The following is a 14,814-nucleotide window of genomic DNA, read 5'->3' as shown; positions in this document are numbered from 1 at the left end:
TCGCGAAGAAGACAAAGTCGGCTATCTCTCGTTTGATTTATACAATGGCGCGATGAGCACGGCGCAATGCAAGCGTCTGCGCGACGCTTTCCTTTACGCCCGCTCGCGTCCCACCAAAGTCATCGTGCTGCTCGGCGGACGCGATTTCTGGTCGAACGGCATCCATTTGAACGTGATCGAAGCGAGCGCCGACCCGGCTGAAGAGTCATGGCGAAACATCAACGCCATGGACGATCTGGTGCATGAAGTCATCAACACCATGTCGCATATCGTGATCGCGGGCATGCGTGGCAACGCCGGCGCAGGCGGCGCGATTCTGGCGTTGGCTGCTGATCAGGTTTTTGCGCGCCCGAGCGTCGTTCTCAATCCTCACTACCGCAGCATGGGGGAACTCTACGGCTCGGAATATTGGACTTATTTGCTCCCAAAGCGCGTGGGGCAGGCAAAAGCGCTGGAACTTACGCAAGGCTGCCAGCCCCTGGGCGCGAAGAAAGCTTGCGAGATCGGCTTTCTCGATGAGGTCTTCGGCGAAGACATAGAAATGTTTGAGAAAGAGCTGAGGCTGCGCGCCATGGCGCTGGCGCAAGGGCCGGATTACGCCGCGCGGCTGGTGAAAAAACTCCAGCGGCGGCTGGATGACGAATTGGTTAAACCACTGGCGACCTATCGCGACGAGGAGCTCCAGTGGATGCGGGCGAATTTCTTTGGCCCTGATCCCGCCTATCATGAGGCGCGTCGGCGATTTGTCTTCAAGGGCGCCCCGCCGATGCGCGTCTCAAGCGAAGAGACTTCGGCGTTCCGGCGCGGCGACGCTAAATTGGCGAGTTGGACAGGCGCGGGTCAGGCTGGAAATCGTGCAACGCCTTCGGCGCGGGCGCCGGAGAATGCTCACCTGGCCCGGGCGTGGACGGATCTGCTGCAGGTCACAATTCGGCGGCTCTTCGCACCGGCTCCATGACGATCTCGCAAATGAGACGTGGAACGCCCGCGCGATGGTCGCGGGCGTTTGTTTCGGCGCAGGCCTTGAGCGCGATCTCCAGCAGCGCCGCCTTTCGCCGGCAGCGGGGAAGTGTCGCACGTCGAGTAGGAGAATCGCTTGGCGCGGTTGGGCGCGCCGGCGTTATCCTTCGGGATTATCTCTTCGCTCGGAGACGCGCATATGAAAAACAACATTGTCGCCGTGATCAGCGTCATCGCCCTGACGATGCTCGCCGCCGGCGCGTCGGCCTCGACCGCCTCGCAGCGCGAATACAAGCGCGGCTACGCCGACTGCAAGGCGGGCCGCTGGGACGAGAACCAGCACGGCGAATCCTATAAGAACGGCTGCCGCGCCGCCGAGGATCAGCGCGCCGGGACGGGGGCAGGGGCAGCCGCCGCGACGAAGCCGGCCGACGGCACGTCGCCCGCCGGCGCGGGCGGGCTGCGCGGCGACAAGACCGCCTGCCTGCTGGCGGTGAAGCGGAAGACTAATAATCCCAAGGTCGTCGTGCTCAGCGTCGAAACCTCGGAGGCGAATAACAGTGTGACGATCGGCGTCGGCCCGGATCGCGCGCCTTGGCGCTGTCTCGTCAAACGCGGAATCGTCGCCGACGTGATGTCGCTGACGGATGAAGGGAAGCTGTGAGATTTTGATGGCCGGCGGGCAAAAAGGTAGAGCCCTTGCCCCCTGCAAAGCAGGCTCTAACTCCATGTTAGGCCTCTATCAATGAGGCGCGTAGGTCATGAATGAGACGCATGGAGGAGACGATGATATCTGCCAAGGAACATATGACAATGGCGGCTGTCGGCGCGATCGTCGGCGCGGCCATCGGCGCTGGACTAGGCGGCGCGCTCTTTGGGCTGCCGGGGGTCCTCGCCACGGCGGTGCTCGCGGGAATTGGCGGCGCCTTCATCGGATCGTTTCTGTAATCGAGAGGCGACGCTGTCGCTGTGTTGAGACCATAAGCGCCGCGCAATTTTTAGCGCGGCGCTAAGGCGGCGGGCGCAAATTCGTTGCATCACAGTTCACTGGCCCGTGCACCTAATCCTGGCGATGATACGCGCCTAACCTCGATCAGTCTTTCGGTGTATCTCCTTCAACAAAGAATGAAATTCATCAGGCATAGGTTCGGCTAACACCTGCGAATATTTCAGTTGCAGCTGCTCACCAATCCTCCTCAGGCTATCGACAAAATCAAGAGATGGAGGCGGGACCTTCCAGTCAGGGGGCTTTTCGCATCGCATTGCACATTCTCCACTACCCGTTCGTGCAGAGCGGCGCGGGCGGCCGCGATGCCTTCGCATCGCGAGTTCGGGGCGACGGCCGGCGTCACTTGGCCATTCGCCCGCTTCATTGCCTGGTCAACTCCGCATCTTTTCCAATTGAATCGCATCGGTTTGAATCGCTTCAACTCGAGAATCTCGACGGTATCGAGATTTCAGCGAGCTCAGTCATCATGTGCGTTTGCGTTCCATTGGCGCCGGCGTCTCACGTTAGGATCGTCGGCAACAGCCCCGGATAACTATCGAGGGCGTAGTTCAAGATTTTTCCCTGCCGACGCGACAGTTTTTCCTGTTGTGTCATTGGCCCGTCGGGCCAGGTTCTCGATCGCCTGTTCATCCGAGACAGAGAGCAGATGAAAGTCGGCAGGCGCGTAAACCACTCCTCGCGGCGATATGATTGAAACGTTGCACTCGCCTCCGCGAATGAGACTCAAAGCCAGAGCGACGGCCTCAGAGCCGCTTCCGCGAGAATATGCGAAGCTTACGCCCCTCTGCTTGATGCTTACGATGTGGCTCATGATCAACCTCCGTTCGTTCATCCTTTCATCGCCGCTAAAGCTGCAGCTGATGTTGAACCGCGCAGAGATAAAAGCGTTGAGTATGAGAAGAAACTTATCGGCCCCGGTAGGAGCGCGGGGGGATTTACCGGGACCGATAGCTTGCGACGCTGCGCGTTCCCATTATGCCTGAGCAGCGCATCAAGACCGCTTTCGCTCATCCTCCCACTTGTGCGCGAGGCCTGAGACATCTTCCGACGTTGACCTCAAAATCCTGAGGCCAAATTAAAGAGTATCGAGACCAAAACTCATTATCTGTGCAAAATTGCTCACACTCGAAAAAAGTCTCAACTTGATCAGGACGCTAGCGAACACGTGACCCAACTATAGAGAGACCATGATGGCCACTGCCTACAATGGCGTCTTCGACGTCGACGCGTTCCTCGTTACCGTGAGCGAGGGAATCAGCGTCATCAGTCCAAGCAAGGGTCAGGCTGTCTTTTCGCAAGGCGCCCCGGCGGACGCGCTGTTTTATATTCAGAAGGGCAAGATCAAGATCACCACGGTGTCCAGGCACGGCAAGGAAGCAGTAGTGGCGATCCTTGGCGCCGGCGATTTCTTCGGGGAAGGATGTCTGACTGGACAGCCACGTCGCATCTCAACCGCGACTGCGATGGTCGACTGCTCGATTTCTCGTTTGGATAAGGCAACGGTGATCCGCGTCCTCCATGACCAGCCTGATTTCACAGAACGCTTCCTGGCCTATTTGCTGGCGCGCAATAGTCGAATGGAGGCGGACCTCATTGATCAGCTTTTCAACTCTAGCGAAAAACGACTCGCCCGGCTCCTTCTTCTTCTCGCCAATTTCGGAAAGGAAGATGCGCCGGAGCCGGTGGTGGCGAACGTCAGTCACGAAACTCTCGCTGAGATGATTGGCACGACTCGATCTCGAGTCAGTTTCTTCATGAACAAATTCCGGAAACTGGGTCTCATCGACTATAATGGAACGCTTAGGGTGCATAGCTCGCTGCTGGGCGTCGTGCTTCACGACGGACCGCACGCCGTTCACAGTTCGAAAGCGGCCGATTTAAACCAAGATTTTGAATGAGACGTGTCATCGCTTAGTGCATGATGAGCGTTTGGTTCTGTCAACTCACACGCTCGTTTTTGTTGGCGTTCCCCGCCAGATGGGGCGCTTCCAGAAATGGCTTGCTCTTGCGAAGGGCGATCGAAGTCCGCTTCAGGCGCAAAGCAGACGTCGAACAAAAATCCAATCCCCTAAGGCGCCTCGTTCGACCAGCGTTGCTCGCAAACGGCGCGGGGAATTTGTCGCGACGAAGCCGGCCGACGGCGCGCTGCGCGGCGATACGGCCCGCCGCCCGGGGACAAGACAGCTTGCCTGCGGGCGGTGAAGCGGAAGACCAATAATCCCAAGGTCGTCGTGCTCAGCGTCGAAACTTCGGAGGCGAACAACAGCGTAACGATCGGCGTCGGCCCCAATCGCGCGCCCTGGCGCTGCCTCGTCAAACGCGGAATTGTCGCCGACGTGATGTCGCTGACGGATGAGGGGAAGCTGTGAGATTTTGATGGCCGGCGGGCAAAAAAGCTAGAGCCCTTGCCCCCTGCAAAGCAGGCTCTAACTCCGTTCACTGGCGCGAGGAACTCCCTACAAGTCGCTTTGAGCCCTATTGTCCAAAGGATTGGGTGGCCGAGGCCTCAAAGCTTAGGGGTTTGAAATGGTCAATGCGTCTCCACCGCCTTCCAACGTCAGGGTAGAGAAGCCGACGCGCCGCGATCTCCTTTATATCGCGACGGCCGTAACAGGGGTTGCGGGGGCAGCGGCCTCCTTGGTGCCGTTAATCGACCAGATGAATCCCGATGCTTCAACTCTCGCGGCCGGCGGTCCGGTAGACATCGATCTCGGCCAGGTGGAACCGGGCGGACAGGTTGTCATTCTATGGCGAAAAAAACCGATCTTTGTGGTGTTTCGAACTCAGGAAAATCTGCAGGTTCTTCAAAGTCGCCAATTATTGATTGAGCTCGCTGATCCGGATTCGAAATATCTTCAGCAACCTCCCTACGCCAAAAACTGGCACCGCTCGTTGACGCCGGAAATCGGAGTATTTGTGGGGATATGCACGCATTTGGGATGCGTCCCGCAATTTGATCCGCTTCCTAACGCTTCCGACCCGGCCCCAAACTGGTTGGGCGGATATTTTTGCGCATGCCATGGCTCAAAATACGATCTTGCGGGGCGCGTATTTCGTGACGTTCCCGCTCCCTATAATTTACCGGTTCCGCCATATCGCTTCACGGGCGATACGACAATTCGAGTCGGGGAAAATCCGCCGAACGAGGACTTCGACTTTTCAACGATCCGACAAATGTGAAGATGATCAGCCGCCGGCGCGTCGGCCTCGACCGCCTCGCAGCGCGAATACAAGCGCGGCTACGCCGACTGTAAGGCCGGCCGCTGGGACGAGAACCAGCACGGCGAATCCTATAAGAACGGCTGCCGCGCCGCCGAGGATCAGCGCGCAGGGACGGGGACGGGGGCGGAGCCGGCCGACGGTGGGCTGCGCGGCGACAAGACCGCCTGCCTGCTGGCGGTGAAGCGGAAGACCAATAATCCCAAGGTCGTCGTGCTCAGCGTGGAAACCTCGGAAGCGAACAACAGTGTGACGATCGGCGTCGGCCCGGATCGCGCGCCCTGGCGCTGTCTGGTCAAACGCGGAAACGTCGCCGACGTGATGTCGCTGACGGACGAAGGGAAGCTGTGAGATTTTGATGGCCGGCGGGCAAAAAAGGTAGAGCCCTTGCCCCCTGCAAAGCAGGCTCTAACTCCATGTTAGGCCTCTATCAATGAGGCGCGTAGGTCATGAATGAGACGCATGGAGGAGACGATGATATCTGCCAAGGAACACATGACAATGGCGGCTGTCGGCGCGATCGTCGGCGCGGCCATCGGCGCAGGACTAGGCGGCGCGCTCTTTGGGATGCCGGGGGTCCTCGCCACGGCGGTGCTCGCGGGAATTGGCGGCGCCTTCATCGGATCGTTTCTCTAGTCGAGAGGCGACGCTGTCGCTGTCATGAGACAATAAGCGCCGCGCTAAATTTTTAGAGCGGCGCTGGATCACCCGCCTTTTATCGACGAACTCCTGATTATTTAGTCATTTCGCTGATTTTGTTTTCAGCGCATGCAACCTTGCTAACATCCAAGAAATGACCGGCGATCCAAGCATCGATGTATCGCTGTATCGATGACGCGCAGCTCCGTTTGATGGAGGCAACTACCATCGCCCAATCGCTGGAACGGTGCCGGACCAATTTCTCTATCAGGAGGCTCGTCGCCTGCATGCAGCGGAGATCGTGGTTGCCATGCTCGCGCCAGAGCCTGTTGAGGAACTGCGAGGAAACTTCGATGTGCGATCGCAGCTCAGCATTCCGAATTCCGATGAAATTGGCGACCGCTCTGAAATTGTCGAGATTTTCCTCCTTGTTAACGCGGAATACCCTGAGCATCGTCTCGACGTCGAGAGCAAGATGTCCGTGGCGGCGCCGAGCGAGCTTCACAACAAGATCGACGTAACGGCCATGATTGAGGGCTCCAAGCGCGCGTGCGAACGAGAACACTGCCTGAAGCCAAACGCCCTTTGTCGAACAGGCGGCTTCACCGTAATGACGGAAATACATGTCTTCGGAAACGAGCACGTGCTCCGTTCCCGCCAAATTTGCGGCATCGAGCACATGACTTCCGAACGATTGATGCATCAGGGTGGCCAGCTCGGATGGATTGTCCGCGATGATGACTGGGCGAACCTCGCAGGCCGCCTCGATCCGCAAAAGTTGCTCTACGATATACCTGCGGCGGACGCCAATATCCTCGGCGGTGTACACCCGCCTAACGTACTCACCATTGTGCCAAGAGATGGTCATTGAACGTTCAGCAGTGCACTCCCCTTCATCTCTCAGCGCTCTCAACTCATCGACGACAGACTGCGGGACGATGATCAATCCGAATACGGATTTCATGACGTCGAAGGCATCCATGGTTGCTACCGTCCAGGCCGTGTATGTGTCGAGGACAGCACCAGTGCTTCTGTACTGCATGAGGACCTGTTGCGCAGAGATGCGCTCGGTCTCTGTGCCGACGCATGTGCGGATATCGAAATCGAGAGAGCGGACGTACTCAACGAATGGGATAACGTCGCCGCCACGTTTTGAGGCGACCAAGCTCATCGGACAATTGTTCTGCAGGTAAAGATCAGCCAGCTTCCGAGTGCTCTCCGATACGCGTCGGACCTGATCCAGCACTGGCTGGATGTCTCCCTCTTCCGTCGCGATTGTGTAAAAGCCCTCGGCGTGGGGGAATCTCTTCTCGAAATTCTCCATCACGTCATGGAGGGCATGCAGGTATTTGTGCTTGATTTCGGCAACGCGCCATTTTCGGGCGCCGCCCAAGCCTGCCGGCATGTCGAATTCGTCGCCGACCTTCAAGCCAAGAGCGGCGGCCACGGTCGGGTGGGAAGGGCTCAGGATGTTGTCGGCAGGTTGGTCCTCGCCCTCTTCAATGAGGAATGCGTGCACTCCGTGCGGATCGCTCTCGAGCCGTATCCAGGTGTCGACGGCCACGACTTCCCCAGATGGAATGAGACCGTCTTCGGGATTCATCATGATCAGGCCGAAATAACGGAGGGCCGCCTTCTGGTCATTTCTGGCGGACTGTAGAGCAGCGTAGGCGTAATGGAGGGCCCTTGGTCCCTCCCCTACCTTACGCATAACCTGAGCCAGAGAAATCTTCTGGGCGGGCGTGCCCTCCACCCTTGCGAGATCGAGTCCGTCGACAATCGCTTTCACCTCATCGCCTTGGTCGAGGCGATAGAGGACGGAGAACAGTGCGAGGTAATTGTCGAGATCAGGCTGTGCAGCGATGGCTTTCCTCAGTGCCGTTTCCGCCTCCGGCAGTGCACCACGATTAAAATGCAGTAATCCTTCGGCGTGCAAGAAAAACGAAAGTTTTCGCACCTTCTCAGGTAGTCGTCCAAAGAATGACACGGCGCGCTGCCGAATGGGACTGTCGTTGATGAATGCGCGAGCCAGCATTCGCAACTCGTCATTGTCGTGACCTTCCGCGACGTGGCCATCCAGCAAGTCAGCAACGATTGAGGAATTGCCGCGTCTGGCTGCGTGGTGCGCGACCATCAACCTATCTGCGGCATGACTGTCATCCCCGATATGGCCAATGGCGGCATTGAAGGCGCTATCGGCGATGTCCTCGAAGCCTTCGCGGCGCGCAAAATCGGCGACGACGATGCTGGCGCGAGGATCGCCCGCGGCTTCCATCGCTACGGCAGCAATTTGCTGCCGACGCTTTTCATCGTCACCGCCGCCGATCTTGATCGCTGCGAGCTTGCCGGTCGTCGAGATGACAGTCGTTTCTCCGGCCGGGATCAAGGAAGCATCTTCCTCGATGAGTCGAACTAGCTCCTTCCAGTCGGCTCGAGCGGCGTGGAAGCGGAACTTCAGGATGGTGGCGTCGGTATTCCTCGGCAGCTTGGCGAGAAGCTCGCTTGTCAACACCTGATCGCCGGCCTCGAGAGAGACAACGGCCGCGCGGGTGATGATTTCGCGATCGTCGGGCGCAAGAGAGAGACCCTGACGCGCGACCTCGATACTCTTGTGCAGATCGCCGAGTGCATACAGCCCAACCAAAGCATTGCAACAAAGCGCGGCATCCTCGGGCCTCAAGGGGCCATCCGTCAGGCGCTCGCGATCCCATTGAGACAGGAGTGTCGCGGTGGCAGCTTCCACGCGAGCCCTTTCCGGCAGCGACAGAATGCGCGTGTACTGAAAGTTCTCGCTCGTGAGAATTTCGTCGAGCTCGGCCTCCGCTGCGAATTGCACCGCATGGGGTTCGGACGGAAGCGCCTCCAGCACCTCTCTGGCGAGGGACCACCATTTCCCCGGCTCGCCGCGGCGCCGGATGAAATCGATTACAGCGACTTGGACTGCGGCGGTTCGTCGGAGCTGCTCGGGAATCATGTTAAGCGGATCGCTCACCGAGGCGTCGAACCGGGCAGCTTGAACCACATAGCCGGCGAGCCATTCATTCGTTGGATCGGTTTCAAGAGTCGGAATGCCGAAAGCTAAAAGCTCCTGCCACTTCCCTTGCAGCAGAAGACCAAACGCTTTGTTGGCGATAGCCTTCGGTTCGTCCGGCGCATGATCGCAGGAGGCCAGCAGCATCGCGGCGGCTTCCTCGTCCTTGCTGAGCGCTAAGAGGCAATGGCCGATATTCGCTTTTACCCTAAAGAGGATACGCCCAGAAGCCGAGTTCTTGACGCGCTCCAGCAGCTTTTCCAATAGGGGCAGTGCCGTCAGCGTCTTTCCACTGTTGTTGAGTTCCCGGTACTGGTCAATTTCCGCGTCGAAATACTCTTCGAGAGCGCTTATGGCGACCGTCGTGTTGTCGGGTGATGCAGCCAGTCGTGCACCCATCTCCGTGAGCATCGCCGTCATGCAGGAAAAACCTGCGCTCATTTCTGCGCGGGTCTCAAATTGGGCTATGGAGATTGATCTGGTTTCCTCAAGAATCTCCTCGCTGAACGGGGCGAAGGTCGGATCGAAGGCCTTGCGGGCGGTGGCGTCTTCGCTGATTTTTTCTTCAAGCGTGTTCCATCCCCAGACAATCACCCGTAACGTTTTGCTCGATTTCGCAAGCTCCGCAGTGATCTTGCGTGCGAACTCCTGCATCGCGACATCATCCGGGGCAGTGGTCGTGATGTAGTATTCCCGGAGAGCCGGCCTGAAGGTCTGAGCCTTTTGGACTTCATCCCGGACCTCGCGTTCGGTGAGGGAATGCCCTTCGCTCTTCAGTTTGCACTGGATGCCGACGTGCCAGTGGGCGTCATTGTTGCGGATCCCGAATAGATCGACGCCATTCTGTCGCTGTCCGCGTCGACCGTTCCGCTGTACGGATGGATCGTTGAGCAACGCGCGCCATAACACGACGGAAGCGCGCTCGAAGGCCTGCTCGTCGGTGGGCCTGGGAATCTGGGTTGCGGCGAGAAGCGACATGGCTGAAATCAGAACATGATTCGGTATCGTGGGCGATTCTCCGACGACACCAGAACCCGTCTACAGTTATTTTACCAACAATTTTGCAAATAGCTTTTTTGGCGCAATGCAGGAGTTGGTCAAGGGATCCGTGACGCCTACCCCACCTCGCTCGCCCAGCGCTCCGAGCGAAACGCCCTTGCGATCGCCTCGGCGCGGGCGCTCTGGCGCGCCTCGCGGTCGTTCTCCGCAATGTCGGCGCAGGCCTTGAGCGCGATCTCCAGCAGCGCCGCCTTGGGGTAAGGCTTTCCCTCGCGGCCTTCGTGGGCGCAAAAATCGCTGGCGCAGACCATCATCAATTCGCGAAAGCGCTCGGGCGCGTCGAACGCGCCTAAGCGTTCGAGCATCAAAGCGACAGGCCCGGCGCGCATTTTCGAGACGCGATGCACGCGTTCGCATTCGGCAAGCGCCAGCAGCGCGAGAGCCTTGCATTCCGCCGGCGGGCGAAAGCGCGCGCAGATGTCTTCGATGCGCGGGCGCCCGCGCTCGACATGTCGGTAATGCACGGGGAGATGTTCGCGCGGCGAATCCGACTTGCCGACATTCATCACCAGCAGCGCGAAACGCGCGGCCAGCGGCGCGCCGCGTTTGGCCGCCGTATCGAGCGATGTCATCAGATGTTCGCCAAGATCGACCTCATCCTCGCCATCGGAAATCTGCGGCACGCCAAACAGCGCCGCGACTTCGGGGAGGATTTCAAACAGCGCGCCGCAGTCGCGCAGGGTCCCGATCATTTTCGACGGCGCGGGGCTCATCAGCCCGCGAACCAGCTCCGGCCACATCTGCGCGGGGTCGGCGTCGACGAGATGGCCGGCCTCGACCTGTTCGAACAACAGGTCGAGCGTTTCCTCGTCCGGGCCGTCCTCCGCCTCGGCGAGCAACGCCGCCATGCGCAGCACGGAAAGGCCGGGCTCGGTTTGTCCGTAGTCGAACGACGGGGGAGCAGATTTCGAAGCCATGGGTCCCATCATCACAAGTGTTGCGACGACATGCAAAGCTCTTGCCGCGGTCCTCGCACTCGCGGGGGCCGCTCGCGGGCGGGCTTGCTAGCGGGCCGGCCTGGCCGGCGCGTCGGGCGCGGCGACGCGGCCCGCCCGGCGCCGGTTCTCGGCCGCCGCCGCGTCAAGCTCCGCGCTCATGCCGCGCAGATGCGCCGCCGCCTTGCGCTTTGGGTCTTTGGCCGGCGTCGCTTCAAAGCCGCGATATTCCAGCTGTTCGGACCGCGAGTCGCGCACGAAATCCTGCGCCGGCGGCGGCGGGGTGCGCAAACCGGTCGCGTCGAAAATCCGCCCGATGAAGGCGCCGCCGCTCGACGGGGCGTCCTGCGCCAGCGCGGCGCCGCCGGCGAGGCTAAATGTCAGAAGGCCGCATGTCAGAATGACGGCGAGGCGCGCGAATATCATCTTTCGAGCAGGCCATAAAAATGCGGCGCGAGTAGGTCTGAGCAGCATTGTGATCGGGAAGCGCTCTACGCGATCTGCGCGTAGACCGCGTCGATCTTCGCGCCGCGGTTGAGCCCCCGGTGGATCGAGATATCGAGCCCGTCTTCGCGCGCCTGCGCGCCATGGCGCCCGAGCAGCCGGCGCGCCGCCGCGTCGCTCTCGACGAAGGCGAAGCCGGTCGGACCCCAGGACGTCTGGCCGCCGCCGGTCGCGCCGTCGGCGAGCAGCCGCGCGACGATCGCCTCGACCTTGCCGCTGGTGAAGCGGCGCCCGCCCTGCGCCGGGGCGAAATGATCGCCGACGATCTCCTGAATGCGGGTCACCGCGGCGCCGAAGGGCGGAAGCTCGCGTTCCGCCAGCGCCGGCAGGATCTGCATCAGCACCAGCCGGCAGACTTCGCCGCTGGTCGCGGCGCCGAAGGGCGGCAGTTCGGCGAAGGCGTCGCGCTCGTCCGCGCCATGCAGGCCGACGTCGTCCGGATCGCAGACCAGCAGCACCCGCCACGCATCGGGAAATTCGGCGCGCGCGACGACCGGCGGCGTCGTCGTCTGCGGGCCGCGTCCGCCGTCGACCACGACGCCGCCGAGCTGGAAGAGGCCGGCGCCGAGCCCGGAGCGCGCGCCGCGCGCCATCAGCGCCGCGTCGGCGGCCGGGTCGTTCGGCAGGTCCTCGAGACGGCGCAGCGCCGCGCTGACCGCGAGCGCCAGCTGGGTGCCGGAGCCCAGGCCCGCATGGGCGGGAATCGCTTCCTCCAGCGCCAGCCTGTGGCGCTGCGTCAGGCCAAGCGCCTCCTGCGCGCGCGCCAGCAGCCCGGCGGCGCGCGTGGCTTCGGGGCCCTCGACGCAATTTTGATCGGCGCGGGTCAGGGTCAGCCGGGTCGCCGGCGCGTCGAGCGCAAGGCCGACGCCCCCGAACTTGCGTCCAAGCCCGCCGTTCATATCGAGAAAACCCAGATGCAGCCGGGCGCTGGCCGCGACGCTCACCTTTGCCGGCATGCCGCCTCTTTTGGTGCAACTGAAGACTTTGGGTCGGTTTAGGCTATAACGCGTCTCAGCGAAAGAATGTTGCGGCGCAAAGCGCAAGAGGGGAGCCTGAAATGGCGAAGGAAGAGCGCGCGTATTCCGAGGACGAGATCCTCGCGCGGCTGAAGAGCGAACTGCCGCATTGGCGCTACGAAAACGGCTGGATCCGGCGCAAGTTCAAGACGCATGGCTGGAAGGGCACGCTGATGGTCGTCAATACGGTCGGCCATCTCGCCGAGGCCGCCTGGCACCACCCCGACATCGCCGCGTCCTACGCCTGGGTCGAGGTGAAGCTTCAGACCCATACGGCGAAGGGAATCACCGACAAGGATTTCGAACTCGCCAAGAAGATCGAGGAGGTCGTCTCCTGGCGCCCTGGCAAGGCCGGCGGCGCGCTCGAAGGCACGCCCGAGAGCGACCAGCGCTTCGCCTATGTGAAATACGACGACTGACGGAACGCGCGCTTGGCTTTCGACGTTCAGGCGATCGCGACGGCGCGCGATCGCTTTCTTTCGCTGATCGGAACGCGCCCCGTCATCATGGGGATCGTCAACGTCACGCCCGATTCCTTCTCGGACGGCGGGCGGTTCGCGACGCGTGACGCCGCGCTGGCGCAGGCGCAGGCGCTCGTCAGCGCGGGCGCCGACATCGTCGACGTCGGCGCCGAGTCGACGCGCCCCGGCCACACGCCGCTCACCGCGGAAGAGGAGTGGGCGCGGCTTGCGCCATTGCTCGCCGCGCTCGTGGCGCAGGCGGGCGCGCCGGTGTCGATCGACACCTACAAAGCCGAGACGGCGCGGCGCGCGCTCGCGCTCGGCGTCTGTCTCGTCAATGATATCTGGGGCCTGCAGCGCGATCCTTTGATGGCGCAAACGATCGCGCAAGCCGGCGCCGCGGTGGTGATCATGCATAATCGCGAGACGACGGAGCCACAGATCGACATCGTCGCCGACATCAAGCGCTTCTTCGCCCGCTCGCTCGAGATCGCCCGGCGCGCCGGCGTGCCGGAGCGACATATTCTGCTCGACCCGGGGATCGGCTTCGGCAAGAGCCGCGAGCAGAACTATGACGCGCTGCGCGCGACGCCGGAGCTGTTGGCGCTCGGCTTTCCGCTGCTCATCGGCGTCTCGCGGAAATCAATATTCAAGGGCCTGGGCGACGGCGTTCTCGAGGGACGGCTCGTCGGCACGCTGGCGGCCAATCTTCTCGCCGCGCGCGACGGCGCGCAGGTCTTTCGCGTGCATGACGCCGCGGAGCATCGCGCGGCGTTCGAAGTCATGCGCATTCTCGCTGCGCGCCCTGGAGCGCGCCTTGGAGGTTGAGACGATGCGGGTTGGATTTGGGCTTGGCAGCAATCTCGGCGACAAGCCGGCCAATATTCGCGAGGCGCTGCGGCTGATCGAGGCGCGCGAGCTGGCGCGGCTCGACCGGGTTTCGCGACTTTACCGCACGCCGCCCTGGGGCGACCTCGACCAGGGGGATTTCGCCAACGCCTGCGCCATCGGCGACACGGCGCTCGCGCCCTATGAACTGCTCGCGGCGGTCAAGAAGATCGAGGCGGACATGGGCCGCGCGCCGACGCGGCGCTGGGGGCCGCGGCTGATCGACGTCGATATTCTGTTCCTCGGCGACCATGCGATCGACGATCCGGAGCTGACCTTGCCGCACAAGGAGCTTTTCCGTCGCGGTTTCGTTCTCGCGCCGCTTGCCGAAATCGCCCCTGAACTCGAATTGGACGGCGTCACCATGCGCGCGGCGCTGGCCGGCGCTGACGCGAGCGGCGTGCGTCCGTGGTCGGACGAATAGCTGCCCACCCCGGATGGTTGCCTATCTTCGCGGCGCAGCATTCGCTGGCGCTCTGGCGTCGATGACAGCCGATGTAATACGAAATGATTATATATTACAGGTGTCTACGAAGAATTGTGCGCCGCGCCATGGTTAGCCTCGGAGCTTCGCTAGGGTAGGGTTTTAACTATCCACTAGGGTTGCATTGGCTATTCGATAGATTGTTTTCCTCTATACTAACGGGTATTGTGATTATCGGGGGTTATTGGAATGTTGCGGCACGCTGAGCTGGGTCTGCGGTTCGCTCTTTCAAGAGGCGGATTGGGGATTTTGGCTTAGGCGGCGACGTCGGTTTTCGTCCGATAACAACAAGCAGCCGGGTTCTGGGGATTTTGGGATTTGCTCGCCTTTGGGCGTGGGGTTCCGGGGTTTTCGGGAAGGCTGCGGCAGACAAGGGCGGTTTTGCGTGTTTTTAGAAGAAGACGCGCTTTCGCTTTGCTTTACGAAACGAGGACGAAGCGGCTCCGTTGTGGGAGGCGGAGCGATACCGGTCACGCGCAATTCCCTGGGAGCACATTGGAGGAGAAGGGTATGAGCTCAACGACTGACACAGCAGCCCGCGCTGCTGCTGGCACGGAAGCTGTAGTAGACCTGAAGGGCATGTGGATCGGCTTGGCCGTTCTGAACGGG

General features: G+C 61.2%; 16 protein-coding genes. 11 read left to right on the top strand and 5 right to left on the bottom strand.

Annotation, left to right across the window (positions count from 1 at the left end):
* From IYY11_RS00775 to IYY11_RS00765, 3 genes are all read left to right on the top strand, one after another.
* Nucleotides 1-958 (top strand): enoyl-CoA hydratase/isomerase family protein (locus tag IYY11_RS00775; protein WP_196402371.1); only part of this gene is annotated, 958 nt, incomplete at its 5' end.
* 201 nt (nucleotides 959-1,159) lie between these two features.
* On the top strand, nucleotides 1,160-1,624 hold the full coding sequence (locus tag IYY11_RS00770) for a hypothetical protein (protein ID WP_196402370.1): 465 nt from the start codon (nucleotides 1,160-1,162) through the stop codon (nucleotides 1,622-1,624).
* A gap of 122 nt (nucleotides 1,625-1,746) precedes the next feature.
* Complete coding sequence (locus IYY11_RS00765) at nucleotides 1,747-1,908, top strand: hypothetical protein (protein WP_158273629.1); 162 nt, start codon at nucleotides 1,747-1,749, stop codon at nucleotides 1,906-1,908.
* 135 nt (nucleotides 1,909-2,043) lie between these two features.
* Here the strand turns inward: IYY11_RS00765 and IYY11_RS23545 are convergent, their stop codons facing one another.
* The gene (locus IYY11_RS23545) at nucleotides 2,044-2,223 is read right to left on the bottom strand and encodes a NepR family anti-sigma factor (protein WP_196402369.1); all 180 of its coding nucleotides are present in this window, start codon (nucleotides 2,221-2,223) and stop codon (nucleotides 2,044-2,046) included.
* A gap of 936 nt (nucleotides 2,224-3,159) precedes the next feature.
* Between IYY11_RS23545 and IYY11_RS00755 the strand changes: the two genes are divergently transcribed.
* The 5 genes from IYY11_RS00755 (at nucleotide 3,160) to IYY11_RS00735 (ending at nucleotide 5,824) form a co-directional block, all read left to right on the top strand.
* Nucleotides 3,160-3,867, top strand: coding sequence for a Crp/Fnr family transcriptional regulator (locus IYY11_RS00755; protein WP_196402372.1), 708 nt, complete (start codon nucleotides 3,160-3,162; stop codon nucleotides 3,865-3,867).
* A 300-nt stretch (nucleotides 3,868-4,167) separates the two neighbouring features.
* Nucleotides 4,168-4,338, top strand: coding sequence for a hypothetical protein (locus IYY11_RS00750; RefSeq protein ID WP_196402368.1), 171 nt, complete (start codon nucleotides 4,168-4,170; stop codon nucleotides 4,336-4,338).
* Nucleotides 4,339-4,495: 157 nt separating this feature from the next.
* On the top strand, nucleotides 4,496-5,149 hold the full coding sequence (petA, locus tag IYY11_RS00745) for a ubiquinol-cytochrome c reductase iron-sulfur subunit (protein WP_196402367.1): 654 nt from the start codon (nucleotides 4,496-4,498) through the stop codon (nucleotides 5,147-5,149).
* 219 nt (nucleotides 5,150-5,368) lie between these two features.
* Nucleotides 5,369-5,539 (top strand): hypothetical protein, encoded by a 171-nt coding sequence (locus tag IYY11_RS00740; protein ID WP_196402366.1) that lies wholly within the window; start codon nucleotides 5,369-5,371, stop codon nucleotides 5,537-5,539.
* Nucleotides 5,540-5,683: 144 nt separating this feature from the next.
* Nucleotides 5,684-5,824 (top strand): hypothetical protein, encoded by a 141-nt coding sequence (locus IYY11_RS00735; RefSeq protein ID WP_198008774.1) that lies wholly within the window; start codon nucleotides 5,684-5,686, stop codon nucleotides 5,822-5,824.
* Between the two features lie 97 nt (nucleotides 5,825-5,921).
* Here the strand turns inward: IYY11_RS00735 and IYY11_RS00730 are convergent, their stop codons facing one another.
* The 4 genes from IYY11_RS00730 to IYY11_RS00715 all read right to left on the bottom strand — a co-directional run bounded on the left by IYY11_RS00730 (nucleotide 5,922) and on the right by IYY11_RS00715 (nucleotide 12,312).
* On the bottom strand, nucleotides 5,922-9,836 hold the full coding sequence (locus IYY11_RS00730; protein WP_196402364.1) for a tetratricopeptide repeat protein: 3,915 nt from the start codon (nucleotides 9,834-9,836) through the stop codon (nucleotides 5,922-5,924).
* 137 nt (nucleotides 9,837-9,973) lie between these two features.
* Nucleotides 9,974-10,834 (bottom strand): tRNA nucleotidyltransferase, encoded by an 861-nt coding sequence (locus IYY11_RS00725; protein ID WP_246719529.1) that lies wholly within the window; start codon nucleotides 10,832-10,834, stop codon nucleotides 9,974-9,976.
* 87 nt (nucleotides 10,835-10,921) lie between these two features.
* Entirely contained in the window at nucleotides 10,922-11,278 is a 357-nt protein-coding gene (locus tag IYY11_RS00720; RefSeq protein ID WP_196402362.1) for a hypothetical protein, read from the bottom strand.
* Nucleotides 11,279-11,343: 65 nt separating this feature from the next.
* Nucleotides 11,344-12,312, bottom strand: a complete 969-nt coding sequence (locus IYY11_RS00715; RefSeq protein WP_196402361.1) for a beta-ribofuranosylaminobenzene 5'-phosphate synthase family protein — start codon at nucleotides 12,310-12,312, stop codon at nucleotides 11,344-11,346.
* A gap of 101 nt (nucleotides 12,313-12,413) precedes the next feature.
* Here IYY11_RS00715 and IYY11_RS00710 point away from each other — a divergent pair, with 101 nt between their 5' ends.
* From IYY11_RS00710 to folK, 3 genes are read left to right on the top strand one after another with little or no spacing between them, the layout of a single operon-like run.
* Nucleotides 12,414-12,791, top strand: a complete 378-nt coding sequence (locus tag IYY11_RS00710; RefSeq protein ID WP_196402360.1) for a 4a-hydroxytetrahydrobiopterin dehydratase — start codon at nucleotides 12,414-12,416, stop codon at nucleotides 12,789-12,791.
* 12 nt (nucleotides 12,792-12,803) lie between these two features.
* A complete protein-coding gene (gene folP, locus IYY11_RS00705) occupies nucleotides 12,804-13,661 on the top strand; it encodes a dihydropteroate synthase (protein WP_196402359.1) in 858 nt (285 codons plus the stop codon).
* A gap of 4 nt (nucleotides 13,662-13,665) precedes the next feature.
* A complete protein-coding gene (gene folK / locus IYY11_RS00700) occupies nucleotides 13,666-14,145 on the top strand; it encodes a 2-amino-4-hydroxy-6-hydroxymethyldihydropteridine diphosphokinase (RefSeq protein ID WP_196402358.1) in 480 nt (159 codons plus the stop codon).
* The last annotated feature ends 669 nt before the right edge of the window (nucleotides 14,146-14,814 follow it).

Source organism: Methylocystis sp. H62 (assembly GCF_015709515.1).
Classification (GTDB): Bacteria; Pseudomonadota; Alphaproteobacteria; order Rhizobiales; family Beijerinckiaceae; genus Methylocystis.
The sequence above is the reverse complement of the archived record's forward strand: the minus strand, read 5'-3'. Positions and strand labels throughout refer to the sequence as shown.